Source organism: Bacillus cereus group sp. N12, assembly GCF_016483575.1.
Classification (GTDB): Bacteria; Bacillota; Bacilli; order Bacillales; family Bacillaceae_G; genus Bacillus_A; species Bacillus_A toyonensis.
On record NZ_JAEHBO010000004.1, the window covers coordinates 93,710 to 111,043 of the forward strand.

The window sequence follows — 17,334 nt, forward strand, 5'->3', positions numbered from 1 at the left end:
ATAGAATTCCTTCTCTGGAGTATTCGTTTAAAGAGGGGGAATTTAAATTGAATTTTGTAATCGATAAGATAGATGGTTTACAGCTTGAATTTTCAAAACTTGTTTCCATGATGAATTACGCCCGTTACACAACGATGCAAGCAGTGGAAGGTTTAACAATTGATGAACTTGATTATTTATATGACGAAGAAGCAAATTCAATTGGCATGCTATTATATCACTTGGCTGCTATTGAATTTTATTACCAAATTCATACCTTTGAGGATCGTGAACCGACAGATGCCGAATTAGAACGTTGGTTACCTGCTGTAGAGTTAGGGGCTATTGGACGAGAAAAAATAAAAGGAAACTCCATCGAATTTTACATCCATACATTACAAGAAGTACGCTCTAAAACAATTGAAACTTTTCAATCCTTACCTGAGGAATGGTTATTTAAAACGACAGACTTTTGGCATGACAAACCAGCAAATAACTACTTTAAATGGTTCCACGTATTTGAAGATGAAATTAACCATCGTGGACAAATTCGTTTAATAAAAAAGATGCAAAAAGCTCATTCAGTAAAATAAGAAAGTGCCACCTTATCCGGTGGCACTTTCTTTTATTCATTTACAAATATTTTCCTGTTTTCTTTTTTAGCAATAGCTGTTACCACTATTAAAATGAATAGTAAGTATAACCATTTTGCAACAAGTAACCACCCTTGAAAAATTGCTATGTCATTCATTTGTTCATAACCTTTTTTTAGCAAGAACGGAATTGTACTAATTATAATAACAAACTCAATGCTATAAATAATTTTCTTTTTCCGACTATACGTTTTCCACTCTTTCCAGCGGTACAAGGGAGCAAAAATGAATATGCCTATACATAATATAAATGGTGTCCATTCACTTTTTAAAAATTGTGCTGAAATGATAGATACTATTAAACAACCGAGCACACCATAATACCCTACTTTCTCTCTCATTCGTACTACCCCCATTCTATTCGCTCTTTACTATATAACTCCCTATTCTTATCATGACTCTTAGGAAAATAACGACTACAATTACAAAATAAAGACCTTTCGCAGACGACATCCATTGTTGAAAAATAGACATTTGCTCCATTTGCTTCTGACCTTCTATTAAAATAAAACCTACTACAAATGAACTAACAACAATGATATCTATCATAATTCCAATACTTTTCTTACTATGCTGTTTCATGTCATCACAGCGAGATAAAAGCAAAAACACAAACCCGAGAACAGGCATAATACTTATCCATTCATTGTTTGTAAATAGATCTAAAATGATTAATGGACTACAAGAAATGATAAAGTGAAACTTTAATCCGTGGGGGTGTCCCCCACGGATTATTAGTTGAACCAATCGGGCTTTTACGGGCAGTTGATTTCCTACCTAACTCCCTCGCATTCGCCAACTTTTAAAGTGGGAATCTTACTGCCCGTTAATGCGGGATAAATCCCTAAAAACCAACTTTTTTTGCGCATACGCCCTCCTCCAATTCCATTTTTAGGATTAATTGTATTGTAACATCCATTTTATACCCTTATCATTACAGTACATGAAATTTTATTTTTTTCCCTATACTCACATACATTCACCGCTTTCATACAATGAACTACACGAACGCCTAAAGGATGTGAATGTTGTGGGAGTTGAATTAACGCTTTTACATGCTCTCTATATTCTTTGTTTACTCACTATTATTACCTTTTTTATTTTTAGAAAAGATACAACGATCATTTGTATCATTTTTATCTTTTTATTAGCATTAACCGCTACAAGTTCTATCCCTCTTGCCGTTAGCGGTATCTTTCAAAGTTTTATTTATGCCATAACTGAACTATTACCAACTATATTGATCATCTCCATTATCGTATCGATGAGTAACCTACTCGTTCATACTGGCATAAATGATACGATGATTTCACCATTTACAAAGATGATTCGTACACCTACACTTGCCTACTGGATTATCGGCCTTTTAATGATGACAATTTCTTTCTTCTTTTGGCCTTCCCCAGCTGTCGCGTTAATGGGGGCTATTTTATTACCCGTCGCTGTACCCGTCGGCCTGCCACCAATTGGGGTTGCAATTGCTATGAACTTATTTGGACACGGAATTGCTTTATCCGGCGACTTCGTTATTCAAGGTGCCCCGAAATTAACAGCGGATGCAGCTGGTTTACCAGTTTCTAGCGTCGTATCCGCAAGTGTCCCCCTCGTTATCGTTATGGGCGTTGTTACAACTTCTGTTGCTTTTTTCTTCTTACGAAAAGAATTTCATACAGGCTTATCGTTGCAAGACTCTTCTTCAGCAACTGAACCATCCAAAACTATCATTTTATTATCTCCTCACATAAAGAAATGGCTCGCCATATGTATCCCTATCGTATATATCATTGATATCCTTTGCATGATTCAATTTAAACTACAAGGAAGCGATGCAACAGCACTTATTGGCGGGACGACTGTTATTATGATTATCATTATTGCTCTCATCGCCTACAAAGGTAATGGACTAAATAAAACGACCGATTATTTTATAGAAGGGCTCCAATTTGGATTTAAAATCTTTGGTCCAGTTATCCCAATTGCTGCACTTTTTTATTTAGGGGATAGCGGATTTGTAAAAATTATCGGGGACTATTTACCGAAAGGTTCACACGGAATCATTAACGACTTAGGAATCGCCTTATCTCAAACTGTTCCTTTAAACCAATATGTATCAGCGGGAACACTAACTATCGTTGGTGTCATAACAGGGTTAGATGGATCTGGCTTTTCCGGTATATCACTTGCTGGTTCGATTGCCAATCTTTTCGGCACAGCACTGAGGCATGGAACAGCTACATTAACAGCACTTGGGCAAATTGCTGCAATCTGGACCGGAGGCGGGGCTTTAATTCCTTGGGCGCTTATTCCTGCCGCTGCCATTTGTAAAGTAGATCCATTTGAACTTGCACGCCGAAACTTTTTACCAGTTATAATTGGCTTAATTGTCACCACAATCGTTGCGATGTTTATTCTATAAAGTAAGCAGGTGTTCTCTTGCTTACTTTTTTATTGTGAAATCAATCATTTATTACGGACTTTCAAAAGGGATTATGTATATGTTAGCGAAGTTATATTAGGAGAGTATTTATTTCAAAACGTTTACGAGAAACAGATTACTTCCATTCGAAAAGGGGACATAACTATGAATGAATTGATTTTCGTCTTATTAATTTGTCCATTACTTATCTTTATCGTTTCTGTTATTGGAACCCGCAAGACGCAAACATATTACGTAATGCCGATTGTAACGTTTGCTAGTTTTTTAATACTAGGTGTCATCGCTTTTACTCCAAAATTTTTCTTTTGGATTGGCATGTATAGCATTTTCTCATTTATTGTTTCTTATATGACTCTCTTGTTTGTGAAAGGATATGAATTTGTAGAAAGCACTAAGTAGTTAGTAGTAAGAGGCTTTGATATTGATGGGAATTTGCTTGAATTTATATAAAAAGACGACCGCGTTCCCCCGCAGTCGTCTTTTTTCATATTACGCTGTGATCCAAGCTTCGTTAGCTGGATTTTTACGCCACTCTTGTAATTTTTTCGTTTCAGCTTGTCCGATCATACCTTTTTCTGCTGCTACTTCAGTTAATGCACTGTAGTCGCTTAAAGAGTATGATGCTACGTTAGCTGCTTCTAGTTTTTCTTTTCCTGCTTCTAACTCGTATGTGAAGATTGATACGATTCCTAATACTTCACAGCCTGCTTCGCGAAGTGCTTCTACACATGTAATTGCACTACCACCAGTTGAAATTAAGTCTTCTACTACTACTACTTTCTGACCTTTTTCAGCTTTTCCTTCGATTTGATTCCCTTTACCGTGACCTTTTGCTTTACTACGTACGTAGCACATTGGTAAATCCATACGATCGCTTACCCATGCAGCGTGCGCAATACCAGCAGTTGCTGTTCCTGCAATAACTTCTACAGTTGGGAAGTGCTCTTTAATTAACTCTTCTAATCCAGCTGCAATCGCTTGACGTACTTTTGGATATGATAAAGTTAAGCGGTTATCACAATAAATTGGTGATTTCATACCAGAAGACCATGTGAATGGATCATTCGGTTGTAAAAATACTGCTCCAATTTCTAATAAATGCGATGCGATTTCTTTTTTCATACTGTTACACCTTCCCACTGTTGTTTTACTGTTTTATACGCTTCAAGCGGATTTTCTGCTTTTGTAATACTACGTCCAACTACGATATAGCTTGAGCCAAGTTCCCTCGCACGTTTCGGTGTTGCTACGCGCACCTGATCATTCACATCATCGCTTGCAAGACGAATCCCCGGTGTTACTGTTACAAATTCATTCCCGCATACTTCACGTAATTTTGGAACTTCAAGTGTTGAACAAACAACTCCATCAAGTCCACTTTCTGTCGTTAATTTTGCATAATGAGCAACCGCTTCTTCTAACGTTTTCTCGATGCCGATCTCTTTTTTCATCATAGCTTCCGAAGTGCTTGTTAGTTGTGTAACTGCAATACAAATCGGTCTCTCTTTTCCTTCTTGCTTACCTTCCTCTAATCCCTCAATCGCAGCTTTCATCATACTGCTTCCCCCAGCAGCATGAACATTTACCATATCAACATCTAGACTAGCTAGGCTACGCATTGCGCTTTTTACTGTATTCGGAATATCATGAAGTTTTAAATCTAGAAAGATTTTATGTCCTTTTTCTTTTAAGTACGTAATAATCGCAGGGCCTTCTTTGTAAAATAACTCCATACCAACTTTGACAAATAACTCTTCCCCTTCAAAGTGGCGCAAGAATTGTTCTACATCTTGTTTCCCCGGAAAATCTAGTGCAACGATTAACGACTGTGACATGTTTGCTTCCAGCTCCTTCCTTGACATTCCGAAATGTGATCAAATCCTAATTCATCTAGTAATGCTGGTAACTCTTCAATAATTGTCGGACATACGAACGGATCTATGAAGTTCGCTGTACCTACTGCAACTGCGCTTGCACCAGCGTAGAAGAACTCAATTACATCTTCTGCTGACTCAATACCACCCATTCCGATAATTGGAATGTTAACCGCTTGGCTTACTTCATGTACCATACGAATTGCTACTGGCTTAATCGCAGGACCTGATAGTCCGCCCGTACGGTTTGCTAAAATTGGTTGAGCTGTTTTTAAATCTAGACGCATACCAAGCAATGTATTAATCATCGTTAAACCGTCCGCACCTGCATTTTCAATCGCTTTTGCAATTTCCACAATGTTTGCCACGTTCGGTGACAATTTCACGTATACAGGTACTTCAGAAACCTCTTTTACTCGCTTCGTTAAATCAGCAGCAATTTCAGGATTTGTACCAAAAGCGATACCACCTGTTTTTACGTTCGGACAAGAAATATTTAATTCTAGTGCATGGACATTAGGCGCTTTAGAAATTTCCTTTGCAACTGCTACGTAATCCTCAGCTTGTGAGCCCGCAACATTCGCAATAATTGGAAGATCAAATTGTTCTAACCATGGTAATTCAGAATTCATTACTTTTTCTAAACCTGGGTTTTGAAGTCCGATTGCATTTAACATGCCGCCTGGTGTTTCAGCAACACGAGGCGTCGGATTTCCATAACGTGGTTGTTCTGTCGTCGCTTTAATCATGATTGATCCTAGTACACTTAAATCGTAAAACTGTGCATATTCACGACCAAATCCAAAGCATCCAGATGCCGGTATAATTGGATTTTTTAATGACAATCCTGGTAATTCAACTTGCAATCTGTTCATAGTACAACCTCCCCAATTGGAAATACTGGTCCGTCGCTACACACCTTCTTGTAAGAATGTCCACTTGGATCTTCTTGTAAGTGGCATACACATGCGAAACAAGCTCCAATACCACAACCCATACGTTCTTCTAATGAAATATAGGCTTTTTTCTCTTTGTAACGTCCTTCTAATGCACGAAGCATCGCTAACGGGCCACATGAATAAAGAATGTCAAAGTCGATTCCGTAATTATCAATTACATCTGTAACAAATCCCTTTGTACCGTGTGTGCCGTCTACTGTTGCAACGTACGTATCACCAAGTTCTGCAAATTTTTCTTCATAGAAAACAACATCTTTCGTTTGAAAACCTAAGATGTGAATCACACGTACACCTTTTGCAACGAGGCGCTGTGATAATTCATAAAGTGGTGGTACCCCAATTCCCCCGCCTACTAATAAAGCCGTTTGTCCTGTTTCTGCTTCTTCTACAGGAAAACCGTGTCCTAGTGGTCCTAGTACATCTACCATTTCACCTTGTTTTCTAGTTGCTAATGTTTTTGTCCCTTGTCCTTCCGCACGATATAGCATTGTAAACTCGTTCTTCTCTTGATCTACATTACAAATACTAATCGGGCGGCGCAGAAGGGGCGCAATGCCCTCTGCTACCTTAATGTGTACAAACTGCCCTGGTTCGTTCATTTGCTGTACTAACGTTCCTTGAAGCACTAATTCGTAAATGTTTTTTGCGATTTCTTTTTGGTTAACGACGATCATATTTTGCTTTTGCATCATGCATGTACCACCTCGTGACGCTTTGTTTGCGTAATTTCTTTCATTGAATGAGCTGAGAATGTCATAGATTCTAATACTCGTAAGATTGCTCTCGTTGTATCAAGTGATGTTAAGCAAGCCACACCGTTTTCTACTGATTCACGGCGAATGCGGAAACCATCACGCGCTGGTTGTTTTCCTTTTGTTAATGTATTGATTACAAACTGTGCTTTTCCTTGGCGGATAATATCTAGTAAGTTGTAGTCTTCAGAATCAATTTTGTTTACAACTTGTACTGGGATATTTTGCTCTGCTAATGTTTGTGCCGTTCCAGCTGTTGCTAATAAGTTATAGCCGATTTCATGGAAACGTTTTGCAATTTCCATCGCCTCTTCTTTATCTTTATCCGCTACAGTGATGATTACGGATCCGTGCGTTGGGATGTTAATTCCTGAGGCAACTAGCCCTTTGTATAATGCTTTTTCAAGCGTTAAGTCTTTCCCCATTACTTCCCCTGTTGATTTCATTTCAGGTCCTAATGTTGTATCAACTGAGCGTAGTTTCGCAAATGAGAATACTGGTGCTTTTACATACACTTCTTTCTCTTCTGGGTGATAACCCGTTCCGTATCCTTGCTCTATTAGGTTTTGACCTAAAATAACTTTCGTTGCAACATTCGCCATCGGTACGCCTGTAATTTTACTTAAGAATGGTACTGTACGGCTCGCACGTGGGTTTACTTCAATTACATACACTTGATCTTTGAATACTACAAACTGGATATTTAGTAATCCAACAATGTTTAATCCTTTTCCAAGTGCAATTGTATGTTCAATAATTTGTTCTTTTAGTTCGTCAGATAAGCTTTGTGGTGGATATACTCCAATTGAATCCCCAGAGTGAACTCCAGCGCGTTCAATATGTTCCATAATACCTGGAATGAACACATTCTCACCGTCTGAAATTGCATCTACTTCAATTTCTTTACCAACCATGTAACGGTCGATTAATACCGGATGCTCTGCATGAACTTTAACTGCATTTTTCATGTAGTGCAGTAGTTCTTCTTGACGATATACGATTTCCATCGCACGTCCACCTAGTACGTAAGATGGCCTTACTAATACTGGGTAACCAATTTCTTCAGCGATTGCTACCGCTTGTTCTACAGTTGTTGCTGTTTTACCAACTGGTTGCGGGATGCCTAGTTTTGTTAATGCAGCTTCGAATTTATCTCGATCTTCTGCGCGGTCTAAATCTTCAAGTGATGTTCCTAAAATTTTCACACCGTGTTCTTCTAATTTCGCCGCTAAGTTAATTGCCGTTTGTCCACCGAACTGAACGATAACACCTTCTGGCTTTTCTAAATCGATAATGTGCATTACATCTTCAATCGTTAATGGTTCAAAGTATAATTTGTCAGAAATACTAAAGTCTGTTGAAACTGTTTCTGGGTTGTTATTTACAATGATTGCCTCATATCCAGCTTCTTTAATTGCCCATACAGAGTGAACTGTTGCGTAGTCAAACTCAACACCTTGACCGATACGGATTGGACCAGACCCTAGTACAACCACACTCTTACGATCTGTTATAACCGATTCATTCTCGTCACCGTATGTGCTGTAGTAGTAAGGTGTTGCAGATTCAAACTCTGCCGCACAAGTATCTACCATTTTATAAACAGGAGTCATATTACTTTCTTTACGCATATCGTAAATTTCACGCTCTGTTTTGTTCCAAGCATTGGCGATGTAATGATCACTGAATCCCATTTCTTTTGCAGATTGTAACACTTCCATATTTCCTGCATTTTCTTTTACTTCATGTTCCATGTTTACGATATTTTCAATTTTTTGTAAGAAGAAGAAGTCCATTTCACACCATGAATTAATTTCTTCTTTCGTTACACCTTGACGGATTGCTTCTGCTACAACGAACAGACGCTCATCGTCAGCTTTTATAATACGTTTTTTCATTGTTTCTTTATCAAGTTCTTTTAAATGGTCTAATTCTAAGTGATAAATCCCTAGCTCTAAAGAACGAACCGCTTTTAATAATGATTGCTCTAAGTTACGTCCAATTGACATAACTTCACCAGTTGCCTTCATTTGTGTACCAAGCGTTCTGTTTGCTGATTCGAACTTATCAAATGGCCAACGTGGAATTTTTGAAACGACATAGTCTAATGCTGGCTCGAAGCAAGCGTATGTTTTTTGTGTTACTGGATTTACAATTTCATCTAATGTTAAACCGACTGCAATTTTCGCTGCTAACTTCGCAATTGGATATCCAGTTGCTTTAGATGCTAGTGCAGATGAACGACTCACACGCGGATTTACTTCGATTACATAGTATTGGAAGCTATGCGGATCTAGTGCAAGCTGAACGTTACAGCCACCTTCGATTCCTAATGCACGAATAATTCGTAATGAAGTGTTTCGTAACATTTGATACTCACGGTCACTTAATGTTTGACTCGGTGCTACAACGATTGAATCACCTGTGTGAACCCCAACTGGATCGATATTTTCCATGTTACATACTACAATCGCGTTATCATTCGAATCACGCATTACTTCATATTCAATTTCCTTACAACCAGCAATGCTCTTTTCTAATAAACATTGTGTTACTGGACTATGTTTTAATCCACCTGATACGATTTCAATTAGTTCTTCTTCATTACTACAGATTCCGCCACCTGTTCCCCCCATTGTAAATGCTGGGCGAACAATAACTGGATAACCAATTTCTTTTACAAATTCATGTGCTTCTTCTAGCGTATGAATAATGGTACTAGATGGAATTGGTTCATTTAATTCCTGCATTAATGTACGGAATAAATCACGATCTTCCGCTTGCTCAATTGCTGATAATTTTGTTCCTAAAATTTCAACTCCGCATTCTTCAAGTATGCCTGATTTCGCAAGTTCAACAGCCATATTTAGGCCTGTTTGACCACCTAATGTTGGTAGAATTGCATCTGGACGTTCTTTACGAATGATACGGCTTACGAATTCTAATGTTAATGGTTCTATATATACTTTATCTGCTGTTGCAGTATCTGTCATAATTGTTGCTGGGTTAGAGTTAACAAGGATTACTTTGTAACCTTCTTCTCTAAGAGATTGACAAGCTTGTGTACCAGAGTAATCAAACTCTGCTGCTTGCCCAATTACAATTGGTCCTGATCCGATTACTAAAATTGTGTTAATGTCTAGGCGTTTTGGCATAACTCTTCCCCTTCTTTCTTGAAGTTTTCAATCATTTCTAAGAAATCTTCGAATAAATCATTTGCATCTTCTGGTCCCGCTGAAGCTTCTGGATGGTATTGTACTGTAAATGCTGGAAACTTCGTATGACGAAGACCTTCTACTGTTCCATCATTTAAAGCAACATGTGTAATTTCAAGATTTGTATTTTCAACTGACTCTTCTTCTACTGCGTATCCATGGTTTTGAGAAGTAATTGCTACTTTTCCAGTTGCAAGATTTTTTACTGGATGATTTAAACCACGATGACCGAACTTCAACTTACTTGTATTTGCACCAGATGCTAATGCGAATAACTGATGCCCTAAGCAAATCCCGAATAAAGGAACTTTACCGATAATGTCTTTTAACATTTCAATTGCTTCTGGTACATCTTTTGGATCCCCAGGTCCATTACTTAACATAATTCCATCTGGGCTAAGGCGTAAAATCTCTTCTGCTGTTGTATTGTAAGGTACTACAATTACATCACAGTCACGCTTATTTAATTCTCTTAAAATACCATGTTTCATTCCGAAGTCTACAAGTACAACTCGATGACCACGGCCTGGGCTTGGGTATGGGTCTTTCGTTGATACGCGTTTTACATGATCTGTAAATACTGTCGCTTTTAATTGGCCCACAATGTACTCTACATCTGCATCCATGTTACAAAGTCGTCCGCGTAATGTACCGTATTGACGAATTTTTCTCGTTAATTTTCTCGTATCAATTCCTGCTAATCCCGGAATGTTTCTTTCTTTTAAGTAATCATTTAACGAAATTTCATTACGGAAGTTTGATGGATGATCACAAATTTCATTTACGATTAAACCATTTACAGATGGGTGAATGGATTCAAAATCGTCACGGTTAATGCCGTAGTTTCCGATTAATGGGTACGTAAATGTTACGATTTGACCGCAATATGATGGATCAGATAATGTTTCTTGATATCCAGTCATTCCTGTTGTAAATACAACCTCACCTGACTTTTCGATTTCGCCTCCGAAACCTTTTCCAATTAATACTGTTCCATCTTCTAAGATAAGTTGTCTTTTCATACTAATGCACTCTCCTTTTGCCATGCGATCTTACCGCCAACGATTGTCATTACCGGCCATCCTTGGCATTTCCAACCTGCGAATGGTGTATTTTTTCCTTTTGATAAGAATGTTGTTGGATCAATCTCTTCTTCTTGTTCTAAATCAATGATTGTAATATCAGCTACTCTACCTTCTTTCAGGCGACCTGCTTCTAAACCGAATGTATCAGCTGGTTTTTCTGTTAAGAATTGAATTAACTGTTCTAATGTAATAATTCCTTTTTTCACAAGGTTTGTGTATAGAAGTGGGAATGCTGTTTCAAAACCAGTAATTCCGAATGGTGCTCTTTCAATTCCTTGTACTTTCTCTTCCGCTGTATGCGGTGCATGGTCAGTTGCGATCATATCGATCGTTCCATCTAATAGCCCTTCAATTAACGCTGCGTGGTCTTCTTTTCCACGAAGCGGTGGGTTCATTTTAAAGTTAGGATCAGCTGATGGGATATCATCTTCACATAACACTAAGTGATGCGGTGTTACTTCTGCTGTTACTTTAATTCCAGCACGTTTTGCATCACGGATTACACGTACAGACCCTTTCGTACTTACGTGACATACGTGATAGTGACAATCTGCCGCTTCAGCAAGCAGTATATCCCTTGCAATATGTACAGATTCACATACTGATGGGATACCGTTTAATCCGTGTTTCTCAGAAAACTTCCCTTCATGTACACAACCTTTATTAATAAGTGTATTTTCTTCACAGTGTGCAACTACTGCCATATTCAACTTCGCTGCACGCTTCATAGCAGCTAGCATCATGCTCGCATCTTGTACGCCTACTCCATCATCAGTGAAAGCGAATGCTCCAAGCTCTTTTAACGTTTCGAAATCTGTCATTTCAGAACCTGCTTGACGTACTGTAATTGCTCCATATGGTAATACATTTACGTGTGCTTTTTCTTTAATACGTTTTTGTAAGTCTTCCATATGTTCCCTGCAATCTGGTACTGGACGTGTATTTGGCATTGCGCAAATTGTAGTGAATCCACCTTTTGCCGCTGCTAGTGTGCCTGTTGCAATTGTTTCTTTATGTTCACCACCTGGCTCACGAAGATGTACATGTACATCTACTAATCCAGGTGCGATTAACTTTCCGTTCACATCGATTACTTCAGCATTATCTGCCGTAATATTTTCTGCTACTTTCGCAATTTTACCGTCTTGTACGAGAAGATCTGTTGCTACAATTATTCCTTCTTCATTCATATAACGACCATTTTTAAACAAATAATTCATGTTTCATTCCTCCTAATACATTTGGTAAGGCGCGTTTTAGTACAGCCATTCTTACGTAAACTCCATTTTCCATTTGTTTAAATATGCGTGAACGCTCACACTCAACAAGTTCACTTGCAATTTCCACATCCCGGTTGAAAGGAGCTGGATGCATAATAATGCTTCCTTCTTTCATACGTTTTTCTCTTTCAAGCGTTAATCCGTGTTTTTCATGATACTCTTTCATAATGTCTGTTTCATAATGATCATGACGCTCATGCTGTACACGAAGTAACATCATTACATCAACTTCTGGAACTAGCTCATCTAAGTTTTTGTACGTTCCAAATGTGTTTTTTTCATCTTTCCACTCTTCTGGGCTTGCAAAATAAATCGTTGCCCCAAGCTTCGTTAATGTTTCAGCATTGGATCGTGCTACTCGGCTATGGCGAATATCTCCAACAATTGCAATCTTTAAACCTTCAAAACTTCCAAACTCTTGTTTAATTGTTAGAAGGTCGAGCAGACATTGCGTTGGATGATTTCCGCATCCATCTCCAGCATTTAAGATTGGAATGTTTACTTTATCTTTTAGCTCATCGAAGTAACGATCTTGCTCGTGGCGGATGACTACCGCTTTTGTTCCGATTGATTCCAGTGTTTTTATCGTGTCGTATAACGTTTCTCCTTTTTGTACGCTAGATGAATCTGCTGAAAAGTTTAATACGTCAAGTCCTAATCTCTTCTCAGCAACTTCGAAGCTAAATCTCGTTCTCGTACTATTCTCAAAGAACAAGTTCGCAACAAAAGTTTGCTCTGTTGTTTTGCTCTCTTTCCCATTCGCGAAATCTTCTGCGTCTTTTAGGATTTCTGAAATTTCTAGTTCCGATAATTCACTCATCGTTAACAAATGGCTCATCGTCATCCCTCATCTTTCTGATTTTTATGATAGCATTTATGGATATTTATAACAACATTTGTATAAAAATACCCTAGTCATGTGAGACTAGGGTGCAAGGAAGAAGCCACCCTTTTCTGTCTCACAGGACTGAATTAAAAGGTTGTTTTTATGAAGCAATCTGCTTAGATTGTTTTATTTGTTTCGTTTCTGGTAGTAGTAGATTTAACAGTACACCTACAATTGCTGCTAGTGCCATTCCTTCTACTTGGAACGATTCTCCTACGTGAAGTACCGCTCCGCCAATACCAATTACTAGTATAACTGATGCAATCATTAAGTTTCGTTTGTCACTTAAATCTGTTCTATCATCTACCATCATGCGTAAACCACTTGATGCGATTACACCGAATAGTAAGATTGATACACCACCCATAACTGGTGTTGGAATCGAGTGGATCAGTGCTGAAATCTTCCCGATAAATCCAAACATGATTGCGAATACTGCTGAACCGATGAATAAGTATACACTATACGCTCTCGTAATTGCTAGCACACCAATGTTTTCACCGTATGTTGTATTCGGTGGTCCACCGATTAGTGATGCGATTAATGTTGCTACCCCATCCCCAAAGATTGAACGATGTAAACCTGGTTTTTCAATTAAATCTCTTTTAATAACATTTCCAAGTACAATTTGATGTCCGATATGTTCTGAAATTGTTACTAGTGCTACTGGCACCATTAAGAGTACAATCTTCCACGAAAACTCTGGTGTGTATGTTACAAACGGTACTGTGAAATCAGGTACGACAAACCATTTCGCCTCAGCTACCGGTTTTAAATCTACTAGCCCTTGGAAGTAAGCGAAGATATATCCGCCGATGATTCCAAGTAACACCGGTATGATGCTGAAAAATCCTCTTCCAAATATGGAGCAAATGATTGTAATTGCTAATGTTACTAGTGCTACTGAAAAGTGTGTAATGCTATACTTACCATCCGCACCGTTCATCGCCATGTTCACTGCTGTATGTGCTAAAGCTAAACCGATTACCATTACTACCGGACCAACTACGATTGGCGGAAGTAATTTCATAATCCACGCTGATCCAGATTTCTTAATTCCGATTGAAATTAAGATGTACACCAGTCCTGCAAGTAAACCACCAAGCATCGCTGCTCCGGGGCCACCTGCTGTTTTTGCTGCAATAATCGGTGCGATAAAGGCGAATGATGATCCTAAATACGCAGGTACTTGACCTTTCGTTATAAGAAGAAACGCTAGCGTTCCTAATCCACTTGATATTAACGCTACTGACGGATTCAATCCTGTTAAAAATGGAACAAGCACTGTTGATCCAAACATCGCGAACAAATGTTGTATACTTAAAAATAACCATTTTCCCGGTTTCGGTACTTCATTAACGTCTAACACTGGCTTTTGTTCCATTGTTACATCCTCCTTCAGTTTAAATCTTTGCAATAAAAAAACTCTTTGTGCCTGTGCACAAAGAGTCCTATACTTTCGTATGCCAAATTCGACATATGAAAGCCAAGACCCTTTGGCAGCCTCACAGGACTACATTTAAAAGGGCTTTACTTATCGTATATACTTACTCGATCTTGTTGATCTGTCTCTTGCAAATCAACTTCGATACGCTCTTCACTTGATGTTGGAATGTTCTTTCCTACATAATCAGCGCGAATTGGTAATTCACGATGTCCTCTATCTACAAGAACAGCTAATTGAATTTGTGATGGTCTTCCTAAATCCATAAGAGCATCCATCGCAGCTCGAACTGTTCTTCCTGTATACAATACATCATCTACAAGGATTACTTTTTTCTTCGTAATATCTACTGGAATATCTGAACCTTTTACTAGTGGTTCTTTATTCTTTGATTGAAGTGTTAAGTCATCACGATATAAAGTTATATCTAACTCTCCTACTTCCATCTCTTTTCCTTCAATTTGACCAATTCGTTCTGCCAAACGTTGTGCAATAAAAATTCCACGTGTTTTAATTCCGACAAGAACACAATTATCGACACCTTTATTTCGTTCCACGATTTCATGACTAATTCGTGTTAAAGCGCGGCGAATCATTTGGTCATCTAAAACGACAGCTTTTTCCTGCATGCTCTACACCTCCAAGCTATTTTTCTTGCGTGAGAGTAATGGTATAAAAAAAGTCCTCTCAGCGTGTGCGAGAGGACTTTTGAAAAAAGGGTACAACATACCCTAAGTATTTCAAACCGTTACCTTCTCAACCTCACGGGGCTGTGTTAAAGGATCATTATTTAACTGTTGTCAGTATCTCAGTTTTCTCATGATTTGTCAATACTATTTCCGTAAAATATTTAAAGTCTCTTCAAACACTTCTGGAATCGGTGCCTCAAACTGAATATATTCACCAGTACGAGGGTGGTCAAATCCTAAAATACCTGCATGAAGTGCCTGTCCATTCATGTCTAACGTTTTCTTTGGTCCATACTTTGGATCTCCTGCAAGTGGATAGCCAATATATTTCATATGAACACGAATTTGGTGTGTACGTCCTGTTTCTAAGCGACATTCTACAAGTGTGAAATCTTTGAAACGCTCTAACACTTGGAAATGCGTAACAGCATGCTTACCATTTTCATCAACTGTCATACTTTGACGTTCTTTCTTATCACGAGCAATCGGAGCATCAATCGTTCCCTTATCATGCGGAATAACACCGTGTACAATCGCTTTGTAACGTCTTGTTACTGTTTTTGCTACAAGTTGATTTACAAGTGATTCGTGTGCCATATCATTTTTAGCAACCATTAATAGGCCAGATGTATCTTTATCAATACGATGCACGATACCAGGACGCATTACACCGTTAATGCCTGATAAATCTGTACAATGATGCATAAGACCATTCACAAGTGTACCACTTGTATGACCTGGTGCTGGATGTACAACCATACCACGTGGCTTATTTACAACAAGTACATCTGCATCTTCATAATAAATTTCTAAGTTCATATCTTCCGCTTGAATATCTAACTCTTCCGGATCAGGAATCGTTACTGTAATTTCATCATTTTCTTTAACTTTATAATTTACTTTTACCGATTTCCCATTCACTGTTACAACATCATCTTTAATCCATTGCTGTACTTGTGAACGTGACCATTCACTGTTAATTTCTGCAACGAATTTATCGATTCGCTCACTTTTTTGTTCTTCTGCAACTGTTACCTGTACTACTTCACTCATTCAATTACTCCTTCGTTTTCTTGCCTTCTAATAATGTTTGAATAATAATTAATACAACACCAATACATAACGCTGAATCAGCTACATTGAATACTGGATAGTTGTACGAGAAAATATACACGTGAATGAAATCCACTACTTCTTGTCTAAATACACGATCAATAAAGTTACCAATTGCTCCACCTAAAATTAGACCTAATGAAATTCCTAGAAGCTTGTCTGTTTTTGCATATTTTTTCATATACATTACGATAAATACTACAAAGACAACCGTAATAATGTAGAAAAACCACATTTTATTTTCTAAAATCCCCCAGGCAGCTCCTCTATTTCGATGTGATGTTATGTATAATACATTATCGATTATCGGAATGCTCATACCCAATTCCATGTTCTTTACAATTAGCCACTTCGATATTTGATCGATGGCAATGACAAATAACGCTATTACATAATATATCATTTTCATTTCCCCCACAAAGACAGTGTACCTCAAAATTTTAGCATAGCTGCTACCTTTTCACAATGAACCTTTATAGAAGAATAAAATAAATTAAAAAAAGGTAATATAATATCGTTGTGCGTATTCATACATTTACCTTTTCATAGAAAAATTCATGAATCGTACGGGCAGTCGGCATTGTTTTCATTTGCTTTGTCGAAATTACTCTCCCCGTCTCTTCACAAATACCGTACATATCTATTTCCATTTTAAATAATGCGCGTTCTACATCCTTTAAGTCCTCTTTTATATCATGTAATAGCAATTTTTTCTTTATCTCTTCCTTAATTTCATATCCAAGCTCTTGGCTGAACTCAGCATCATATTTGTGCATTACTTCTTTAGCTAGTCTCTCTTGCAACTCTTTTCTCATCAATTGCAATTCTTCTTTTATTTCCATGTAAATTTCATTCACGTGTACATTCCTCCTAGCTGTAATGTACAGTTAGTGTGTCCGAAATTTATTTGCTTACCTCACACACATTTTTCCTTCACAGGAAAGAGCCTGAAAGTTATTTCGATATAC

The 17,334-nt window shown here is 38.0% G+C and carries 18 protein-coding genes; 3 read left to right on the forward strand and 15 right to left on the reverse strand.

Translation table 11 applies throughout. The annotated features are described in order from the left end of the window. Positions 1 to 47 precede the first annotated feature (47 nt). Positions 48 to 572: a DinB family protein gene (locus JDS92_RS03655; protein WP_199631512.1), complete on the forward strand. Its 525-nt coding sequence runs from the start codon at positions 48 to 50 to the stop codon at positions 570 to 572. 32 nt (positions 573 to 604) lie between these two features. Here the strand turns inward: JDS92_RS03655 and JDS92_RS03660 are convergent, their stop codons facing one another. Together JDS92_RS03660 and JDS92_RS03665 are read right to left on the reverse strand one after the other, a co-directional pair. Next, on the reverse strand, positions 605 to 973 hold the full coding sequence (locus JDS92_RS03660; RefSeq protein WP_199631513.1) for a YoqO family protein: 369 nt from the start codon (positions 971 to 973) through the stop codon (positions 605 to 607). Positions 974 to 989: 16 nt separating this feature from the next. Continuing rightward, complete coding sequence (locus tag JDS92_RS03665; RefSeq protein WP_199631535.1) at positions 990 to 1,364, reverse strand: YoqO family protein; 375 nt, start codon at positions 1,362 to 1,364, stop codon at positions 990 to 992. 298 nt (positions 1,365 to 1,662) lie between these two features. On the opposite strand from JDS92_RS03665, the gene JDS92_RS03670 reads away from it, so the two are divergent. Further along, positions 1,663 to 3,048 (forward strand): hypothetical protein, encoded by a 1,386-nt coding sequence (locus JDS92_RS03670; protein WP_199631514.1) that lies wholly within the window; start codon positions 1,663 to 1,665, stop codon positions 3,046 to 3,048. Between the two features lie 165 nt (positions 3,049 to 3,213). Further along, on the forward strand, positions 3,214 to 3,468 hold the full coding sequence (locus JDS92_RS03675) for a YbeF family protein (RefSeq protein ID WP_001003941.1): 255 nt from the start codon (positions 3,214 to 3,216) through the stop codon (positions 3,466 to 3,468). A 90-nt stretch (positions 3,469 to 3,558) separates the two neighbouring features. Here JDS92_RS03675 and pyrE read toward each other — a convergent pair whose 3' ends face one another. The 13 genes from pyrE to JDS92_RS03740 form a co-directional block, all read right to left on the reverse strand. After that, entirely contained in the window at positions 3,559 to 4,191 is a 633-nt protein-coding gene (pyrE, locus tag JDS92_RS03680) for an orotate phosphoribosyltransferase (RefSeq protein WP_000711449.1), read from the reverse strand. Then, a complete protein-coding gene (gene pyrF, locus JDS92_RS03685) occupies positions 4,188 to 4,904 on the reverse strand; it encodes an orotidine-5'-phosphate decarboxylase (RefSeq protein ID WP_199631515.1) in 717 nt (238 codons plus the stop codon). The genes pyrE and pyrF overlap by 4 nt, the downstream gene beginning before the upstream one ends. Then, positions 4,889 to 5,818: a dihydroorotate oxidase B catalytic subunit gene (pyrD, locus tag JDS92_RS03690; RefSeq protein WP_001081058.1), complete on the reverse strand. Its 930-nt coding sequence runs from the start codon at positions 5,816 to 5,818 to the stop codon at positions 4,889 to 4,891. Before pyrD ends, pyrF begins: the two co-directional genes overlap by 16 nt. Beyond that, positions 5,815 to 6,594 (reverse strand): dihydroorotate oxidase B electron transfer subunit, encoded by a 780-nt coding sequence (gene pyrK / locus JDS92_RS03695; protein ID WP_000983363.1) that lies wholly within the window; start codon positions 6,592 to 6,594, stop codon positions 5,815 to 5,817. The genes pyrD and pyrK overlap by 4 nt, the downstream gene beginning before the upstream one ends. Beyond that, complete coding sequence (gene carB / locus JDS92_RS03700; RefSeq protein ID WP_001126140.1) at positions 6,591 to 9,809, reverse strand: carbamoyl-phosphate synthase large subunit; 3,219 nt, start codon at positions 9,807 to 9,809, stop codon at positions 6,591 to 6,593. The genes pyrK and carB overlap by 4 nt, the downstream gene beginning before the upstream one ends. Next, complete coding sequence (locus JDS92_RS03705; RefSeq protein ID WP_000828665.1) at positions 9,794 to 10,891, reverse strand: carbamoyl phosphate synthase small subunit; 1,098 nt, start codon at positions 10,889 to 10,891, stop codon at positions 9,794 to 9,796. Before JDS92_RS03705 ends, carB begins: the two co-directional genes overlap by 16 nt. Further along, on the reverse strand, positions 10,888 to 12,174 hold the full coding sequence (pyrC, locus tag JDS92_RS03710; protein WP_199631516.1) for a dihydroorotase: 1,287 nt from the start codon (positions 12,172 to 12,174) through the stop codon (positions 10,888 to 10,890). Before pyrC ends, JDS92_RS03705 begins: the two co-directional genes overlap by 4 nt. Continuing rightward, positions 12,158 to 13,072 carry an aspartate carbamoyltransferase gene (gene pyrB, locus JDS92_RS03715; RefSeq protein WP_199631518.1) on the reverse strand — a complete coding sequence of 305 codons (915 nt, stop codon included), beginning with the start codon at positions 13,070 to 13,072 and terminating at the stop codon, positions 12,158 to 12,160. The genes pyrC and pyrB overlap by 17 nt, the downstream gene beginning before the upstream one ends. 148 nt (positions 13,073 to 13,220) lie before the next feature. Beyond that, positions 13,221 to 14,504: a uracil permease gene (gene uraA / locus JDS92_RS03720; protein WP_000435916.1), complete on the reverse strand. Its 1,284-nt coding sequence runs from the start codon at positions 14,502 to 14,504 to the stop codon at positions 13,221 to 13,223. 146 nt (positions 14,505 to 14,650) lie between these two features. Beyond that, complete coding sequence (pyrR, locus tag JDS92_RS03725; protein ID WP_001156491.1) at positions 14,651 to 15,193, reverse strand: bifunctional pyrimidine operon transcriptional regulator/uracil phosphoribosyltransferase; 543 nt, start codon at positions 15,191 to 15,193, stop codon at positions 14,651 to 14,653. A 204-nt stretch (positions 15,194 to 15,397) separates the two neighbouring features. Continuing rightward, positions 15,398 to 16,306 carry an RluA family pseudouridine synthase gene (locus JDS92_RS03730; protein WP_000005848.1) on the reverse strand — a complete coding sequence of 303 codons (909 nt, stop codon included), beginning with the start codon at positions 16,304 to 16,306 and terminating at the stop codon, positions 15,398 to 15,400. 4 nt (positions 16,307 to 16,310) lie between these two features. Further along, positions 16,311 to 16,769 (reverse strand): lipoprotein signal peptidase LspA, encoded by a 459-nt coding sequence (lspA, locus tag JDS92_RS03735; RefSeq protein WP_000642175.1) that lies wholly within the window; start codon positions 16,767 to 16,769, stop codon positions 16,311 to 16,313. Between the two features lie 124 nt (positions 16,770 to 16,893). Further along, positions 16,894 to 17,223: a TraR/DksA C4-type zinc finger protein gene (locus JDS92_RS03740; protein WP_001002952.1), complete on the reverse strand. Its 330-nt coding sequence runs from the start codon at positions 17,221 to 17,223 to the stop codon at positions 16,894 to 16,896. Positions 17,224 to 17,334 lie beyond the last annotated feature (111 nt).

Bases quoted from the DNA above. Each gene is read 5' to 3' on its own strand.
- JDS92_RS03660 (WP_199631513.1), bottom strand. From the start codon at position 973: ATGAGAGAGAAAGTAGGGTATTATGGTGTGCTCGGTTGTTTAATAGTA.
- JDS92_RS03675 (WP_001003941.1), top strand. From the start codon at position 3,214: ATGAATGAATTGATTTTCGTCTTATTAATTTGTCCATTACTTATCTTT.
- pyrE (WP_000711449.1), bottom strand. From the start codon at position 4,191: ATGAAAAAAGAAATCGCATCGCATTTATTAGAAATTGGAGCAGTATTT.
- pyrF (WP_199631515.1), bottom strand. From the start codon at position 4,904: ATGTCACAGTCGTTAATCGTTGCACTAGATTTTCCGGGGAAACAAGAT.
- pyrD (WP_001081058.1), bottom strand. From the start codon at position 5,818: ATGAACAGATTGCAAGTTGAATTACCAGGATTGTCATTAAAAAATCCA.
- pyrK (WP_000983363.1), bottom strand. From the start codon at position 6,594: ATGATGCAAAAGCAAAATATGATCGTCGTTAACCAAAAAGAAATCGCA.
- carB (WP_001126140.1), bottom strand. From the start codon at position 9,809: ATGCCAAAACGCCTAGACATTAACACAATTTTAGTAATCGGATCAGGA.
- JDS92_RS03705 (WP_000828665.1), bottom strand. From the start codon at position 10,891: ATGAAAAGACAACTTATCTTAGAAGATGGAACAGTATTAATTGGAAAA.
- pyrC (WP_199631516.1), bottom strand. From the start codon at position 12,174: ATGAATTATTTGTTTAAAAATGGTCGTTATATGAATGAAGAAGGAATA.
- pyrB (WP_199631518.1), bottom strand. From the start codon at position 13,072: ATGAGCCATTTGTTAACGATGAGTGAATTATCGGAACTAGAAATTTCA.
- uraA (WP_000435916.1), bottom strand. From the start codon at position 14,504: ATGGAACAAAAGCCAGTGTTAGACGTTAATGAAGTACCGAAACCGGGA.
- pyrR (WP_001156491.1), bottom strand. From the start codon at position 15,193: ATGCAGGAAAAAGCTGTCGTTTTAGATGACCAAATGATTCGCCGCGCT.
- JDS92_RS03730 (WP_000005848.1), bottom strand. From the start codon at position 16,306: ATGAGTGAAGTAGTACAGGTAACAGTTGCAGAAGAACAAAAAAGTGAG.
- lspA (WP_000642175.1), bottom strand. From the start codon at position 16,769: ATGATATATTATGTAATAGCGTTATTTGTCATTGCCATCGATCAAATA.